Annotated in this window: 16 protein-coding genes and 1 pseudogene; 11 read left to right on the top strand and 6 right to left on the bottom strand. The window is 40.7% G+C overall.

The window, feature by feature from the left end:
- The first annotated feature begins 263 nt into the window (after positions 1-263).
- The gene (locus JCM9140_RS19445; protein WP_034750473.1) at positions 264-539 is read left to right on the top strand and encodes a hypothetical protein; all 276 of its coding nucleotides are present in this window, start codon (positions 264-266) and stop codon (positions 537-539) included.
- 513 nt (positions 540-1,052) lie between these two features.
- Here JCM9140_RS19445 and JCM9140_RS25335 read toward each other — a convergent pair.
- Together JCM9140_RS25335 and JCM9140_RS25330 are read right to left on the bottom strand one after the other, a co-directional pair.
- Positions 1,053-1,787, bottom strand: a complete 735-nt coding sequence (locus JCM9140_RS25335) for an FGGY-family carbohydrate kinase (protein WP_369384466.1) — start codon at positions 1,785-1,787, stop codon at positions 1,053-1,055.
- 123 nt (positions 1,788-1,910) lie between these two features.
- Positions 1,911-2,593, bottom strand: a pseudogene (locus JCM9140_RS25330) (FGGY family carbohydrate kinase); the annotation flags it as partial.
- 164 nt (positions 2,594-2,757) lie between these two features.
- On the opposite strand from JCM9140_RS25330, the gene JCM9140_RS22810 reads away from it, so the two are divergent.
- The 3 genes from JCM9140_RS22810 (at position 2,758) to JCM9140_RS19430 (ending at position 6,145) form a co-directional block, all read left to right on the top strand.
- Positions 2,758-4,059: a methyl-accepting chemotaxis protein gene (locus JCM9140_RS22810; RefSeq protein ID WP_052002394.1), complete on the top strand. Its 1,302-nt coding sequence runs from the start codon at positions 2,758-2,760 to the stop codon at positions 4,057-4,059.
- 1 nt (position 4,060) lies between these two features.
- Positions 4,061-4,441: a methyl-accepting chemotaxis protein gene (locus JCM9140_RS25010; protein WP_052002393.1), complete on the top strand. Its 381-nt coding sequence runs from the start codon at positions 4,061-4,063 to the stop codon at positions 4,439-4,441.
- Between the two features lie 531 nt (positions 4,442-4,972).
- On the top strand, positions 4,973-6,145 hold the full coding sequence (locus JCM9140_RS19430; RefSeq protein ID WP_034750470.1) for an iron-containing alcohol dehydrogenase: 1,173 nt from the start codon (positions 4,973-4,975) through the stop codon (positions 6,143-6,145).
- 130 nt (positions 6,146-6,275) lie between these two features.
- Here the strand turns inward: JCM9140_RS19430 and JCM9140_RS19425 are convergent, their stop codons facing one another.
- Complete coding sequence (locus JCM9140_RS19425; RefSeq protein WP_052002391.1) at positions 6,276-6,602, bottom strand: VanZ family protein; 327 nt, start codon at positions 6,600-6,602, stop codon at positions 6,276-6,278.
- 282 nt (positions 6,603-6,884) lie between these two features.
- Here JCM9140_RS19425 and JCM9140_RS19420 point away from each other — a divergent pair, with 282 nt between their 5' ends.
- From JCM9140_RS19420 to JCM9140_RS19410, 3 genes are all read left to right on the top strand, one after another.
- Positions 6,885-7,337 carry a hypothetical protein gene (locus JCM9140_RS19420; RefSeq protein ID WP_034750467.1) on the top strand — a complete coding sequence of 151 codons (453 nt, stop codon included), beginning with the start codon at positions 6,885-6,887 and terminating at the stop codon, positions 7,335-7,337.
- Between the two features lie 368 nt (positions 7,338-7,705).
- The gene (locus tag JCM9140_RS19415) at positions 7,706-9,433 is read left to right on the top strand and encodes an endo-1,4-beta-xylanase (protein WP_081727781.1); all 1,728 of its coding nucleotides are present in this window, start codon (positions 7,706-7,708) and stop codon (positions 9,431-9,433) included.
- 652 nt (positions 9,434-10,085) lie between these two features.
- Positions 10,086-11,285, top strand: coding sequence for a KamA family radical SAM protein (locus tag JCM9140_RS19410; RefSeq protein ID WP_268870599.1), 1,200 nt, complete (start codon positions 10,086-10,088; stop codon positions 11,283-11,285).
- 47 nt (positions 11,286-11,332) lie between these two features.
- Here the strand turns inward: JCM9140_RS19410 and JCM9140_RS23965 are convergent, their stop codons facing one another.
- Positions 11,333-11,494, bottom strand: a complete 162-nt coding sequence (locus JCM9140_RS23965; protein ID WP_156314930.1) for a hypothetical protein — start codon at positions 11,492-11,494, stop codon at positions 11,333-11,335.
- A 512-nt stretch (positions 11,495-12,006) separates the two neighbouring features.
- Between JCM9140_RS23965 and JCM9140_RS19405 the strand changes: the two genes are divergently transcribed.
- From JCM9140_RS19405 to JCM9140_RS19395, 3 genes are all read left to right on the top strand, one after another.
- Positions 12,007-12,306: a transposase gene (locus tag JCM9140_RS19405; RefSeq protein WP_034750461.1), complete on the top strand. Its 300-nt coding sequence runs from the start codon at positions 12,007-12,009 to the stop codon at positions 12,304-12,306.
- Complete coding sequence (locus JCM9140_RS19400) at positions 12,306-13,256, top strand: IS3 family transposase (RefSeq protein WP_156314928.1); 951 nt, start codon at positions 12,306-12,308, stop codon at positions 13,254-13,256. Before JCM9140_RS19405 ends, JCM9140_RS19400 begins: the two co-directional genes overlap by 1 nt.
- Positions 13,257-13,684: 428 nt before the next feature.
- Positions 13,685-14,431 carry a sulfite exporter TauE/SafE family protein gene (locus tag JCM9140_RS19395; RefSeq protein ID WP_034750453.1) on the top strand — a complete coding sequence of 249 codons (747 nt, stop codon included), beginning with the start codon at positions 13,685-13,687 and terminating at the stop codon, positions 14,429-14,431.
- Positions 14,432-14,615: 184 nt separating this feature from the next.
- On the opposite strand, the gene JCM9140_RS19390 is transcribed toward JCM9140_RS19395, so the two are convergent.
- Positions 14,616-14,792, bottom strand: a complete 177-nt coding sequence (locus tag JCM9140_RS19390) for an H-type small acid-soluble spore protein (protein ID WP_034750450.1) — start codon at positions 14,790-14,792, stop codon at positions 14,616-14,618.
- A 146-nt stretch (positions 14,793-14,938) separates the two neighbouring features.
- Here JCM9140_RS19390 and JCM9140_RS19385 point away from each other — a divergent pair, with 146 nt between their 5' ends.
- Positions 14,939-15,469: a hypothetical protein gene (locus JCM9140_RS19385; RefSeq protein ID WP_034750447.1), complete on the top strand. Its 531-nt coding sequence runs from the start codon at positions 14,939-14,941 to the stop codon at positions 15,467-15,469.
- Positions 15,470-15,504: 35 nt separating this feature from the next.
- On the opposite strand, the gene JCM9140_RS19380 is transcribed toward JCM9140_RS19385, so the two are convergent.
- The coding region (locus tag JCM9140_RS19380; protein WP_235715411.1) for a methyl-accepting chemotaxis protein at positions 15,505-16,107 on the bottom strand (603 nt) is incomplete at its 5' end.

Genomic DNA, 16,107 nt, shown 5'->3' with positions numbered 1-16,107 from the left:
GAGTGGCTTCCGCTTCACTTCACTTAGAGCTAACTACCCAAAACAGCCTCTCCCTTCAATATCCTCTAAGGGTCTTAACCTTACTGACATATCTGGACAACCATTATGGGAAAAAATGTGACAAAGTAAAAAGCTTGTTAGACATTTCCAAAAACCTACGCATCTTATAGACGGGTATGAATAATCTTGTTAAGATACACAAAGACTAACAGCAAGCCAAACATATATCTGCTAGTCATAAAAATATTTGGGGGTAATGAACGATGAAGAAAATTTTAATGACCACAGCAGCAGCTGCATTAACATTAGGATTACTTGGAGCTTGCGGAGCACCTGCAGAAGAGGAGCCAATGTTAGACGATCCAGCTGTAGAAGAACCAGCAGTGGAAGATCCAGCAATGGATGAGCCAATTGAAGACGTTGAAGAGCCTGCCGTTGACGAAGAATTCGAAACGGAAGAAGAAATTGATGTAGACGTTGATGGCGAAGAAACTGGTGACGAGTTTGCTGATGATGAGGAAGAAGAAGCAACTAACTAATATAAGATAAGATGTAACATCTAACCAAAATGGGTAACATGTTACAAGCCTTCTAGGAGGATTTCTCTTAGAAGGCTTTTTGTTTTAATAAAGTTTTGTTGTTGTGAAAATGTTATCGGTCTTAGTGAAATGGAGCGGAAGCCAATTGACTCCTACGAGAAAAAAGATGGAAGTCGCTGAAAAAGTGCCTAACTTCCGCAGGGGAATGACACTCCGCTTTCCGCGGGTGCCCGGTGAGCCTCCTTGGCTTTCGCCTGCGGGGTCTCACACGTGGGTCACTGGTCCCGCAGGAGTCTCCGTGTCATTCCCCTGCTAGGGTTACTTACTTATCTATCATTGATTACTCTTAAAAAGCGGACGGGATGGGAGGGCCGACACCCGCAGGAGGGAAGGGCAGGTTGAAATCCACCGGCGCAGCCGGTTAGTTCAACGCCCGCCTGCAGGTGCGTGTCCCCCATCCCGGGAGCGAGGGCAAAGCTCCCCTAGACTGGAAGCTTGAAGGTTAAAGTTAAATTACTTCACTGAACTTCCACGCTGAAATGCTGCAAGTGTTTGAAAGTGTGGTTTTAATGAGAAATATAGCTCACTGTATGTTTGGTACAACTCTTGATAGAGAGCATGATGGTTTGCGTTTGGAACAATTGTACTGCTCATGGGAATATGCTCTTTAATCGCAGACAGTGATGGCACTTCACCAAGTGCATACAAACCAAACCAAGCAGCTCCCCATGCGGAGCTCTGGTGGCTGACTGGCACATGCACGTCCTGTCCGAACATATCAGCCACAATCTGTAACCAAAGTGGAGAACGAGCAAACCCTCCACTTGCAAAAATTTGAGTCGGTTCTCCAGCTAGTCGTTCAAGCGCTTGCCCGATGCTGTACATACTAAAGATAACTCCTTCTAACCCTGCACGTATCATATGTTCTTTCTTATGAGAAAGAGTTAATCCAATAAAGCTTCCACGAGCATTCGCGTCCCAATAAGGCGCTCTTTCCCCGTTCAAGAATGGTAAGAAAAGCAAGCCCTCTGCACCCGGTTTTACACCTTTTGCGTGGTTGGTTAAAAGGTCATAAGCACTCGTGCCATTGGCTAAAGCTTGCTCGACTTCCTTTTCCCCAAGAACATCCTTTAACCATTGAAAGACGATGCCACCGTTATTTGTTGGCCCACCCATGATCCATAAGTTTTCGGTCACGCCGTAACAGAAGATCTCTTGAAGTTCATCCGTTTCTGGTTTTGAGGCCATTTGTCGAATGGCTCCACTTGTTCCAATGGTTAGTGCAACATCACCTGGATTAATGGCGCCGATCCCTAAGTTCGCAAGAGGGCCATCGCTTGAACCGATTACAAAAGGTATGTCTTGAGGTAGGTTTAGCTTATCAGCAAGTTCCACTTCGAGACCTTGGCATATTTCTGTTGATGGTACTGGTTTTGAAAGCTGGTCACTTGAAATGCCAGCAGCAGCAAGTGCTGTATCCTCCCACTGAAAGGTATGGATATTAAAGAGACCACTTGCTGAAGCAACGGCATAATCGACAATGTACGTACCAAACCATTTCAGCAACAAGTATTCTTTAATGGAAATAAATTTTGCAGCATTAATATACGGCTGGTAACCTGTCTCTTTCATCCAAATTAATTTTGTCAAAGGGGACATAGGATGAATCGGAGTCCCTGTTTGTAAAAAGATATCTTTGCCGATCGTTTCTTTTAAACGGTTGGTCTGGTCAACACTGCGGCCATCTGCCATGTAATCGAAGGGGAGATCGCTTCATGCTGTTCATTAATACAAATAAGAGAATGCATGGCACTTGATATACCAACACACAGAATATCCTCTTTGTTGATACCACTTTTCTGAACAGCACCAGCAATGGCTGACAAGGCGGCCTTTTCTATTTCTACTGGGTCTTGTTCAACCCAAGAAGGATTCGGATGATAAACGGGGTATGCGTTTTCATTTTCAGAAACAACACGTCCATTTTTTTGAAAAAGCACAGCCTTCGCACTAGTCGTTCCTATGTCTAATCCTAATACGTAGTTCTTTGTCATCGTAACCAATTCCTTTCATACAAACCTACAAACGTTTAATGACTTTATCTTAACCATATTTTATCACTTAAAAATTGTGCGCAACATCACAGTTTTTTTCTCGAACTAGCACTATACTGACATCAAAAGAGACGTATCTGATTCACATGTGGGGGGCGAGTAGAATGAAATTAGGGTTCAAGTTGTTTTGTTCCTTTTTAAGTATAATTGTCATTTTTGTAGGTTTATCGATTTTTGCGATCGTGAATATGGCTCATTTAAATGATGGTGCCATTGAAATGTATGAAGAAGGCTTACTTCCAACTAGTTATTTAGTGGAATTATCAAGATTAACGGAAAATACGCGTGTTCAAATGGTGTCATCTCTCTTAAACGAGAACCCAGCAATAACAGATGGCGCGCTAGAAAACCTTGAGGAAATTCAAGGGTGGATCGGACTATATGGAAGTACCGAGTTGACTATTGAGGAAGAAGAAATTTTCAATAGCTTTGTAACAGAATGGAATCGGTTTGATGAGCGAGTTCGCCTAAATAGAGACCTCATCTATGCGAGGGACTATGATGCTGCGTTGGAAGGCCTTCGATTAGGGGGAGACATTTATTACAACGCAACAGAAAACTTAACAAAATTAGCTGATCAAAACCTTCTTTTATCGGAACAACTTACGGAAGCAAAGCAAGAAACCTATGAGTTAAGCCGAATCACGATGCTGATCGGTGTACTTTTTGCGATTACGTTAGCTGTTGTTATTACGATAGTTTTAAGTCGATATATTACAAAAGCCATCAAACTAATTGTCGAGCGGTTGCACCAAATTGCAGATGGGGATTTAAGTGGAGAAGAGTTGCGCATCAAGTCAAAAGATGAAATTCGTTCCCTCGCTACAGGTGTGAATAACATGCAAGCAAGCTTACGAGACCTTGTATCATCTACAACAGAAGCAAGTCAACAAGTATCAGCCAGCTCAGAAGAATTATCAGCAAGTGCAGAACAAAGCACAGAAGCGACCGAGCAGATGGCAGAGCTAGCTCAAGCCTCAGCAGAAGGAGCAGATCGCCAACTAAATAGCATAAATGACGTATCTTCGGCAGTAGAGCAAATGGCTGCTAGCATTCAGCAAATTGCTCAAAATAGTGAGGATATGACGAAGTCCTCAGAAGTAGCGTCCAAGCATACCGTAAGTGGAGCAGATTCTCTGATGCTTGTCGACGAACAAATGAACAGCATTTCTGACGCTGTTCAAACAACCTCTACTTCTGTAGAAAAACTAGGAGCGAAATCAGCTGAAATTAGTGAGATTGTCCACTTAATTACAGGCATTGCCGAGCAAACAAACCTCCTTGCCTTGAATGCAGCCATTGAAGCAGCGCGTGCTGGTGAACATGGCAAAGGCTTCGCTGTCGTTGCCGATGAAGTCCGCAAGCTAGCAGAAGAATCCAAGAGTTCAGCTTCCCAAATCATATAAAATGATTACCGAGATTCAAAAAGAAACAGAAGGTGTCATCCAGTCAATGAAACATGGCACAGAACGAGTTGCGGTTGGGTTGCAAACAACAAGTGATGTGAATAAAACCTTTACAGAAATTCAAAACTCAATCGAACAAGTAACAGAAAAAGTAAATGAGGTCACCGCTTCGGTTCAAGAGATGACCGGCGTGAGCGACCACGTTGTCCGCGCATTAGAAGAAGTCAAAACAGTAGCTGAAACATCTGCTGTTTCCAGTCAAGAAAGTTCAGCTGCAACCGAAGAACAACTAGCAACAATGGAAGAAATCGCAGCCTCTTCCACGGCCTTAGCCAACTTAGCAGAAGGCCTGCAAGAATCGATTTCCAAGTTTAGAATATAGGAAAGTTCCCTCAAAAGGTAGTAGTACCTTTTGGGGGAACTTTTTTGTTGGAGGTGGTGGTTTGTTTGGACAGGTTAGTTGGGGTTTGGGGGGATTGTGTCAGAAGAAGGGTGAGGTTCGGACAGTTTAGAGCAGGAAGAGCTGAAAGTAGTCAGAAGAAGAGGTAGGTTCGGACAGTTTAGGGCAGGCATGAAGCTGAAAGTTGTCAGAAGAGGAGGTAGGTTCGGACAGTTTAGGGCAGGCTGAACTGAAAGTAGTCAGAAGAGGAGGTAGGTTCGACAGTTTTGAGCAGGCTGAACTGAAAGTTGTCAGAAGAGGAGTGAGGTTCGGACAGTTTTGAGCTATATGAGCTGAAAGTTGTCAGAAGAAGGGGACCCTCTGGATAGTTTTTAGATGTTTGAGCTGTTTCCTGCCCGAGGCTACATCAAATCTACTCCCCAACCTCTTCCTAACCCCTTTTTTTCCCACCTATACCTTCCTCATATGTCATAATAGAAGGAAATGCAAAGAGGAACTAGGAGGAAGAATGTTATGAATCTATTTGAATTTGATTTGCCAACTAAAATCAAAGCGGGTGTAGGGACGTTCCACCAGACAGCTCAATACATAAAGGACCTAGAAGCAGCCGGAAAACGCCTCTTTATCGTAACAGATCCAGGCATTATCAAGATTGGATTAGCAGAAAAGCTTGAGAACGCGTTAACGGAACAAGGGTTTATAACTAAAACCTTTTCAGATGTGAAGCCGAATCCGCGTGATGTGGATTGTATAAAAGGAGGAGACGCAGCAAGGGCATTTGAAGCTGACTGCATCATTGCATTAGGTGGAGGTTCGGTAATTGATGCAGCAAAAGCAATTGCGATTCTTCACGTTTTAGGTAAGCGACCACAGGATTACGCTGGAAGAGGCAATATACCAAAGCAAGTTACGCCACTTGTTGCTATACCAACAACAGCTGGAACAGGAGCTGAAGTGACACGCTCCTCGGTCATAACCGACACGGAGAAAAAAATAAAATTCACAATCAAAGACGTAAAAATTGCCCCGGCAATAGCGGTCGTTGATCCTGAATTAACCTATAAGCTTCCGCCATTATTAACAGCCTCAACAGGAATGGACGCACTCGTTCATGCTATTGAAGCGTACACTTGTAAATTAAGCAATCCGATTGCAGATGGATTGGCGCTTGAAGCGATTAGAAGAATTTACCCGGCTCTCCGCACAGCCGTACAGAACGGTGAGAATCATGAAGCACGTTACGAGCTTATGATTGGCGCAACGATTGCAGGAATAGCTTTTTCTCATGCAGATGTTGCTTCCGTGCACTGTATGGCAGAAGCAATTGGGGGACTTTATGATACCCCACACGGAATTGCGAATTCGATGTTCTTGCCTTACATCATTGAATACAATGCATCAGCGGATCTAAAAAAACATGCAACGATCGCTCGAACAATCGGAATTGCAGCCGATCACGACACAGATGAAAATGCAACAAAAGCACTAGTACATGAAATGAAGCAACTAGCAAAAGATATTGAAATTCCAACGTTTGCCTCACTCTCTCAAGTAAAGAGATCAGACTTTGATTATTTAGCCGAATCTGCTTTTAAGAACGGTTCAACACCATCTAACGCTAGAACGATTACTAAAGACGATTACCTAATGCTTTTTACTCAAGCATATGGTGAGAAAAAACAGTAAGTTCATAAGTGAAACAAATAACCTCTAAGGGTTTGTCTAAAGAAGACAAACCCTTTTTAAGTCTTTAGTCCTCGATATTTTTTCACGACTGCAATGAGAGCAAGCATTATAGCCGCACCAACGGAATTGATTAAAACATCAGAGAATACGCCCGAACGTTCTGGATAAAGGACTGATGCCATTCGTCAATGGCGCCATATAAAGTGGCGAAAATCCATGCCAGTAAATATCGCCTCTTGTGGTTACGCAGCGCAAGCCATAGAAACAAAGCTAACAATCCAAAAGCTGACAAGTGAACAGACTTACGAACAATGTAATTTAAAAAGGCAGAGTCAATGAAAGGATTTGTTAAAAGTTGCTCTGTGGAATCCCCAGTAAAAAATGGCTGCTGTGTTGCAACCGCAATTCCCAAACACCATACAATAGAGACACCCCACCATATTTTTGTATTTTTCATAAAATCACCTTCATCAAGAATGTTACATTAATAATGACCAGTTTACTATTTTTTGTGAAACAGAGCTACGGTACGATCCAAAAAGTTGCAAAATCTCAATGATATCCTTCTGAGAGAGAAACAAGCCCCAAAGGTCACAAAAGAGGCCCAATGATTCCCTTCTGACAGAGAACGGAGCCCAAAAGGTCATCAAAAACACCCCTTCAAGATTCTTACTACTAAATTGCGCCTTCAACGAATAACATGGACTATATACTTTTTTACAAGAAGGGGGCATTTTTCATGAAAAAAAGAAAACCTTCGCCCATACTGTTTATTATTCCTGTTGCTCTTTTGATCGGTGTGGTATTGCTTCTCTTGATTCCGACAGAGTCACAAAAAGCGACGAAGGCCATCGATTCGTTTTATACATATGAGCAAGATACCCAATATTCTAGTTCTTATGAACTGTTTCATCCGAAAATGAAAGAAAGATTTACGAGAGAACACTATATGCAAACAAGAGGGAACTTTATAGGAACGAATAGCTTCACCTACCAAATAAGTAAACCGAAAAAAGTAAGAGATTGGCAGATGTCAGCTGATGCAGAACCATTTGAGGAAGTATACAAAGTAACGGTTACAAAAGAGATACAAGGGGATTCAACAAATGGAAACTACCAAATTAAGCAAGATGTGTATGTGGCAGAAAATCTAGAAACGGGTGATTGGGAGCTTCTTTGGGGGTTTAATTAAATTTAAATATGGAGAATGCCTGTCCAAAAGGAGACGACAGGCATTCTTTTTTTGAGCGAAATATCGCCAAACTTTGTTTAACAGAAAAAAATTAAATTTTTTTGGAATTTTTTTTAGCTTGCTAAAACCGTATTATAAAAGGAATTTTCACCATTTCATTTATTCTAATATTTTAGATAACTTTGTTTGTCTATTGGAAAAACAAAGTATATAGTGTAGAATGAGATCGTAATTGGAAGTGCTTACATTGTAAACCTAGTTTTTAATTACCAGAAAAGGAGGAACGTATCCTTTTTTGAATAAGTAGGAATTGGAGTTTACACGCTAACTTGAAAGCGCTTTTAATACATAAAAAGGAGGAGAGAGTAATGTTAAAAGTTTTACGCAAGCCTCTTATTGCAACAGCAGCTTTAACTTTATTGTTGCCAGTGGGGCTAGGTAGTGTTTCCGCTCAAGGGGAAGAAAGACCTCATGCATTAGATGTTAAATCAATGGCGGAACACTTTGAAGATTATTTTCCTATTGGAGCAGCAGTTGAACCTTTTCAAGTAGAAGGGGAACCTGGAGCAGTTTTGGAGCATCACTATAACAGCGTCGTTGCTGAAAATGCAATGAAGCCCGTATCTTTGCAACCTGAAGAAGGTGAATGGGACTGGGAAGGTGCCGACCAAATTGTTGAGTTCGCTAGAGCAAATGATATGGAATTACGTTTCCATACCCTTCTTTGGCACAATCAAGTACCTGATTGGTTCTTCCTAGATGAAGATGGGAACCCAATGGTTGATGAAGAAGACGAAGAAAAACGTGAAGCGAATAAAGAGCTTTTATTAGAACGCCTTGATACACACATCAAAACGGTTGTGGAGCGTTATAAAGATGATGTAGACGCTTGGGATGTTGTTAACGAAGTCATTGACGATGGTGAGCCGAACGAAAGAGGTCTTCGTGAATCAGTTTGGTACCAAATTACGGGTGATGAGTACATTAGAACAGCTTTCCACGCAGCAAGAGAATATGCTGGTGAAGATGCATTGCTTTTCATTAATGACTATAATACAGAAATCGAGCCAAAAAGAACGCACCTTTATAACTTAGTAGTCGAGCTAATCGAAGATGGTGTTCCAATTGATGGTGTTGGGCATCAGTCTCATATTCAGCTTGGCTGGCCTACACTTGAAGAGTCAAGAGAGTCTTTTGAAATGTTTGCAGACCTTGGACTAGAGAACCAAGTTACAGAATTAGATGTAAGTATCTATGGTTGGCCTCCAAGTGGTGAATTCAAGTCAGAAGAAGAAATTCCAGCTGAAATTCTTGAAGTTCAAGCAGATCGTTATGAAGAATTATTTGAATTGTATAGAGACGAGAGCTTGAATATCACACATGTAACATTCTGGGGAATTGGAGATAACCACACTTGGCTTGATGACCGTGCACAAGAACACAGTGATGATGGCGAAGGGAAAGATGCTCCATTCGTATTCGATACAACTTATCATGTGAAGCCTGCTTATTATGCAGTAATGGGCTTTGAGCGTCCAGATGCTCCAGCGAGAGAGATGACTTTTACTGATGTGGCAGAAGGTGATTGGCATTTTGAGTACGTACAAGACCTTTTTAATCAAGGGTTGATTCGTGGTACAACAGATACAACGTTCTCACCAAACGGTACATTAACTCGTGCTCAATTCTCTTCAATGTTAGTTCGTGCATTTGGATTAGAAGCTGAAAACGAAGCACCATTTAGCGACGTTCAGCGTCTTGCTGAATCAACACAAGCTGAAATTGCTGCTGCTTTTGAAAATGGCTTAGTGAAAGGTTTCAAAGATAATTCATTCAAGCCAAACCAACCGATTACACGTGCACAAATGGCTATTATGTTAAATCGTGCATATGAATTGCAAACTGGAGAAGTATATGAGCCAACTGGTTCAACACCGTTTGAGGACATTACATCATTAGATGCAGAAGCACAAACAGCTATTTCTATGGCATATGAGCTTGAGCTTGTTCAAGGTTACGGAATTGAGTACCGTCCAAGCCAAACGGCTACACGTGCTCAAAGCGCGAAGGTTGTTTCTTTATTCTTAAGTAATTAAATAATTTCTGATTACTTTTAAGAAGAGCCTATAGGCTCTTCTTATTTTTGAATACGCTCGGCAGTATTACAACCTTTAAGGTATATATCTGAATTGCGAAGACAGAAGTATCTATTGGGTGTGTTTTCCTGAAAAATATAGGTCCTCGGAGGTGAGTCACCTTCTCCTACTCGATTTGCCTAAGAGAGTAGAACAGAACAACTTTTTTATGAAGTTTTTATCATTAGAAGTTGATTCTTGGCTTTGATGAAGTAGATAGGCATGCGAGCATTTAAAAGGAATGGGCATAATAGATGAGGAAAAATAGAATTAAGCTAGGACTACATCCAGAGGTGGCGTATATCGTCGTTAGCCGAAGGAAAGTGATTGTGTTAAGATTTTAATAGGAAGGAACTGGGATAAAACCCTGTTTTCTTCAGATGTGAATCGGCAATGATCATAAAAGGGGGAATGCAGGCAAGATGTTGTTAGATCTTAGTAGAGTATATCAATCTATCAAGATATATTTTATCGAAGAATCTACTTAAAAACACGAGAGTATCGTTTTTGGTAGGCCAGGGATTGACGTCCCGGCTGTTTCACATGTAGGGCAGTAAAAATGGTGGCCTATTAGGAGTAAACTCTACATAAAATTTTTTATTTTAAGAGGAGGATACGAGATACGATGGCACAACCAAAATATTATATGAATCTGGATAAGATCAAAGAAATTCCGGAACATGAGAAAGAAAAACTTAAGAAGATTACCGAGAAATACGTGTTCCGTGTAAATGATTATTATTTAAATTTAATTGATTGGAGTAACCCAAACGACCCCATTCGCAAGCTTGTGATTCCAAATGAAGGGGAGCTAGAAGAATACGGACGTTGGGATGCATCCGATGAGGATACGAACTATTCTGTACCAGGCTGTCAACATAAATACGCGACAACTGCACTCTTAATCGTGTCAGAGGTTTGTGGCGCATATTGCCGCTATTGCTTTAGAAAAAGATTATTCCGTAATGATGTAAAAGAAGCAATGAGTGATGTCGAGCCAGGATTAAAATACATTGAAGAGCACCCGGAAATCAATAACGTATTGTTAACAGGTGGCGATTCTCTTATTCTAGCAACAAAAAAGCTTAGAATGATTTTCGAGCGTCTTCGCGCCATTGATCACGTCAAAATTATTCGCCTTGGTTCAAAAATGCCAGTATTTAACCCGATGCGTATTTATGAAGATGAGGAGTTATTAAAATTAATTTCTGAATACTCAACAGCAGATAAGCGAATCTATGTTATGGCACACATTAACCACCCGGTTGAGATCACAGAAGAAGCGAAAAAAGGTTTCCAAGCGCTACATGATGCTGGAGCGATCGTTGTGAACCAAACGCCTGTCTTAAAAGGGATCAATGATGACCCAGATGTATTAGCAGAATTGCTTGATAAATTATCATGGGCTGGGGTTACTCCGTATTATTTCTTTGTCAACCGCCCTGTAGCGGGTAACAATGACTTTGTCTTAACGTTAAAAGAGCTGTATGACATCGTTGAAAAAGCAAAAGCAAGAACATCGGGCTTAGGAAAACGAGTCCGACTTTCGATGAGTCACACGAGTGGAAAAATCGAAATTTTAGCGATTGAAGATGGAAAAGCGTATTTGAAATATCACCAATCACGTGACAATGAGTATGGCAAGTTCATGGTGCTTGACTGTCCGGACGATGCAACATGGTTTGATGATTTACCAGGAAACGAGCAATACTGGACAAAGCCGGAGAAGAGAACGGAAGATGTCGTGTCCGTCAATGAAATGCCGGACATGCCAACAAAGAAAAAGAGAAAAGAGCATGCATTGCAGTCTTAATAAAATAAGAGGAGAGGAACATTTATTTTGTTTCTCTCCTTTTTTTGTTACCAAAATCTTCGAGGTGGAAGCATGTACATAGGATATGGCTGTGGACTATAATACCATGGCTGATAAGGCATCCAAGGATTCATTTGGTATCCAGAGTTAGTTGGGTTTTGTCCATTTTGATGATGATGAAGAGACATTTCTTGAAGCCAAGGAAACATGAAATCACTCCTTTCTTATGAGGCGTTACGATAGTTTATTATCGTTTTATTGATGGAGAGCTTGTCAGAAGAAGAATTGGGGTTTTGATGCATTTCAGTTTGTTAACATGCATTTAAAATACTTATTTTCTGTGACATAAAATCTAACACATTTACTTACAGAATATTTGGTCATTGATATAGTATAAATAACAAAAGAGATCACACATTAGGAGGTCATATAAATGCAAAAAAAGAACCTTAAAAACCCTGGTATTTTAGCAATGATTGTTCTAACAGTAACGGTGTTTTTCGCATAAAAATAATGGTGGGAGAGTCAGTCTAAGAGCTGACTCTCCTTTTTTCTGAGTTTAAAAAAGTTTATTCCATATACATGTTTTGAGTCAGGTGCAGGATCGGACACCAGATCCGTTATCTGTGACAAAATCATAGATTTCTATTTAGCCCCCTAACTCATTTGGACACCTACTCCTCAAAATATTAAAATGGAGTTAACTAAAGGAGGAGCCAAAATGAAAAGAAGAATGGGGCCAATAGAAGATGTTAAAAAACAATATGTTCGTATGGCAATTGAGTCAGGAAACTCTGCCCATATTGCTCGAAAAGTGGGGGTAAGCACGTCTACTTTAGGTGGGTGGATGAAACTTTACCGAGATGAAGTAGAGAAAGAGATGAATCAAGAAGGGGTTAGTCCGCTTTCAGATTCTTCGACTAACCAAGACCTTCAAACTAAATATGACCACGCTATGAAGCTGTTGGGTGAGAAAGAGCTAGAAGTAGCGATGCTTCGTGAAATGCTAAAAAAAAAGTAATTGAACTTTCCGAGCGAATAGATTATGCGCGTGAGTGGATTGAACATGGGTTTCCGGCAAAACGTGTCTTAAAGATCGTTTCGGTTAGTCGCTCCACTTATTATTATAGATTGGCTCATCCTACTTCGAAAAAAACAGCTACAGGAGGACGACCAATTCCTGGCTTTTCAAGAAATAAAAAAGGGAAAAAGATTAAGGATTCAACGATAAAGAACTATTTATTAAAGCTCATAGAGGGCAAAGAAGGGGTTTATGGCTATCGGAAATTAACTCGGTGCTTACAGCGTAAGTATAAACTCATTGTTAATAAAAAGAAGGTTTATCGTCTTTGTAAGGAACTCGATATTCTACTACCTCAGCGTGAAAAGAAACAAACGTATCCTAGACGTTTAGCTAAAAACCGAATTGTGACAGGTTCTAACCAACTATGGCAGCTAGATATTAAATATGGATACGTGACATCTTCTCGTCGGTTTTTCTATTTGGCTAGTGTAATAGATGTCCATGATCGAGCAATCATAGGTCATTATCGAGGAACCGTTTGCGAAGCCAAACACATTACAAAAATGCTTCAGAAAGCACTAATAAAAAGAGAAATCCATGCTTCTGAAGACACTCAGTCACTTATTATTCGAACAGATAATGGACCGCAGTTCATTAGTAAGCATTTTCAAGAGTTTTGCATGACTCAACAAGTCGAGCATGAGAGAATACCTCCAAGCTCACCAAATATGAACGCCTACATTGAATCATTTCATAGTATTTTAGAGCGTGAGTGTTACCAACGTAATGAATTTATCACGTTTGAGGATGCTTATTCTTGTGTGGATGAATTTATCCAGTTTTATAACGAAGAGCGATATCACGGGAGTTTAAACGACTACTCACCTTTAGAATATTATCAAAAATGGCAAGCTGGAGAAACAAAACAAGTAAAACAAGCTATGTAAAGAAAAATTCCTATTGGTTGAGATGAACAGATTTCTGTTCACCTCGACCAATAGGCCAGTAAGCGTAAGCGCGCTAGAGAGATGAAAAACTAAATAAAAAGCAGAAATCATGAGCACGTGTCCAAACTTAGGGGGTTGAACCGATTTTTAATGGTTTGCGGACAGTCGTTCCGTTATTTGTCTTAATCCGTATGAAATTTGGCTCATATTGGGTTAATAGCGAACCGTGTGTCCGCCAACACTTTAAAAAAGGGCATTTTCAGTGAAATAGCGGACTGAGGGTCCTCGAAATAAAAGGAAAGGCGAAGATCTAGCGCTATAGGTTCAAAGCTCATTTTCCGCTAGCATAAGCAGGAGGCCAAGCATCTGTTTTTATTTCTGATATAATAAAGCATTAGTGACAGTTTTCGACGAAAGGTTCGCTATTTATGCTAATTGAATTACTTATTGTGTTTATCATTATGTTTTTTGGCAGCTTCATTCAAGGGGTGAGTGGATTTGGCTTTGGACTGATTGCCATGGGCTTTTTGCCGTTTTTGTTTACGGTAAAAGAAAGCACCCTTCTTGTTGTATCTTTGGCGTTTGTGCTCGCTGCTAGCATTGCTTCTCAATTGTACAAACATATTCAGTGGAAAACATTGAGTGTGATTTTATGTGGTGGGGTCCTTGGTCGTATCGGGGCGTTTTTTGTTTTGGATTCCTTTGGAGAACAAGAAATGTTAAAAGTGTACCTTGGCCTCTTTTTGCTCGCGTTTGTCGTATATTTATTTAAAAACAAACCACCTAAACCTGGGACAACCGTTAATACAACGTGGCTTCCGTTTTCACTAGGGGTAGTAGGAGGATTGGTTGGTGGGGTTTTTGCCATCGGCGGTCCGTTTTTTGTGTTTTATTTTCTGCTTTTGTATTATGACAATAAGTACGCGTATAGTGCGAATTTGCAGGTGACCTTTGTTGTCACCGCGCTTATGACGGTTACGTTACATGGAATAAATGGAGACTTCTCATTGGGCTTTTTGACTTATTTTCTAGTCGGGCTCGTTAGTGTACTAATCGGATCGCGAATCGGAATTCTCTTTTTTAAGAAACTTTCACAAGAAAAGGTGAAAAGACTGGCGGCGATTGTTGTGGCGATTGCTGCTTTGAATCTGATTTTGACGACTTTGTTTTTTTAAATTCCTCTTTTCGTACCATTATGTTATTGGTATGAGAAAAATAAGAGTGAAATGGAGCGGAAAGCAAGTGCCTGTAGCGCAATGGAACGGTTGCGCTAGAAAATATATTTGAAAATACATCTTTTACTCATACACCATAAAACAGGCCCTCCTCTATTTACAGTAGAAGGAGGGCCTATTATTTTTACTCTGAAAGCTCAGTCACATCAACGCTTTGCTTGCTGTTTGGAGAAGCGAGTGGGTGAATGGTAGCTTGTCCGTTGCTTTGATCAACATGTTCGATGTAAACGGGTTGTCCATTATGATAAACATCAATCATGCTTGCTGACGACGAAATTTCCTGTGCTCGTTTTGCATCCATAAGTAAAACCTCCTAATCGTGATAATGAGTTTATTTTTTGTAGATGAACGAGCAAATATGCAGAGAATTTTCAATAACATCCAACAACTAACAGTGTAAATTCTCGTTCACAAAGCCATTTTATAAAAAGAGGGGGAGGTTTTTTTATGAAAAAAATGATGCTGTCTATAGCAACCGTTTCAATGTTACTAAGTGGCTTGGCTGGCTGTGGGGCCGATAATCAGGCTGCTGATTTCAGAGAAATGCAATTGGATACAACGATCAATCGTCAAGGTGGTCTTGGTGGCCGTAATGATTTACAAGGACAAGTGGATCATGATGGTGGATTCTTTAACCAAGGACGCCAACCTGGGGAAGTGACTATTGGAGAAGACCGACCACGCGGATTTGGAACAGATTATGGACAAGGTCGAGCAGGTGGTTTTTTTGGTCTTGATGGCGATAGACAAGGACAACACGGAGCGGGAAGACTAGCAGCAAATCAGAACGAACCGACAAGAACGCAAGGGTCAACCATTGATCGAATCGAGGAAATGGATGGGGTTAGGCAAGTTCGTGCTCGTGGAGATGTTATTGAGATTCAATTGAACGACGATATTGATAATGGAAAAGTAAGAGACATTGAAAGGGAAGCAAAAAGAATAGCGGCGAATCATACGGTTCGTGTTATTCGTTAAATAAAAAGGGGTTGTTTTAACAACAACCCCTAAATTTATACTTTGAAATTTCGTACCAATCCATTTAAATTTTCAGCTAATTTAGCTAATTCATCAGAATTATTAGCGACTTCTTCCATTGAACTGCTCGTTTGTTGAGAAGTGGAAGACGTTTGCTCAATTCCAGCTGCAGATTGTTCGGAGATTGCGACGATTTCTTCAATCGATCCATTGATTTCCTGACTCGTTCCGACCATAGCGGATAGGTTTCCAGTGATGGTACGAATGCCTTTAGCCATCTCCTCTACCGCTTCATTAATCCCATCAAAAGTTCGGCTCGTCTCAATAATTTGGTTGGTTCCTTGTTCCACTTCTTTATATCCTTTTTGTAAAGAGCTCGAAACGAGACTCGATTCAGTTTGGATCGTTGTCACGATGGTTGTAATATCTTTTACAGACAAGGATACTTGCTCAGCAAGCTTACGTACTTCGGCCGCAACCACCGAAAAGCCTTTTCCGTTTTCTCCAGCACGTGCAGCCTCGATAGCTGCATTTAATGCCAACAGGTTTGTTTGTTCAGCGATATCCTTAATAACAGACACTAATTTTGAGATTTCCTGAGACTGCCAAGCACACATGGGATTAGGACGATCTACTGT

This window comes from Halalkalibacter wakoensis JCM 9140 (assembly GCF_000513095.1).
In the GTDB taxonomy this organism is placed as follows: Bacteria; Bacillota; Bacilli; order Bacillales; family Bacillaceae_D; genus Halalkalibacter; species Halalkalibacter wakoensis.
The sequence above is the reverse complement of the archived record's forward strand: the minus strand, read 5'-3'. Positions and strand labels throughout refer to the sequence as shown.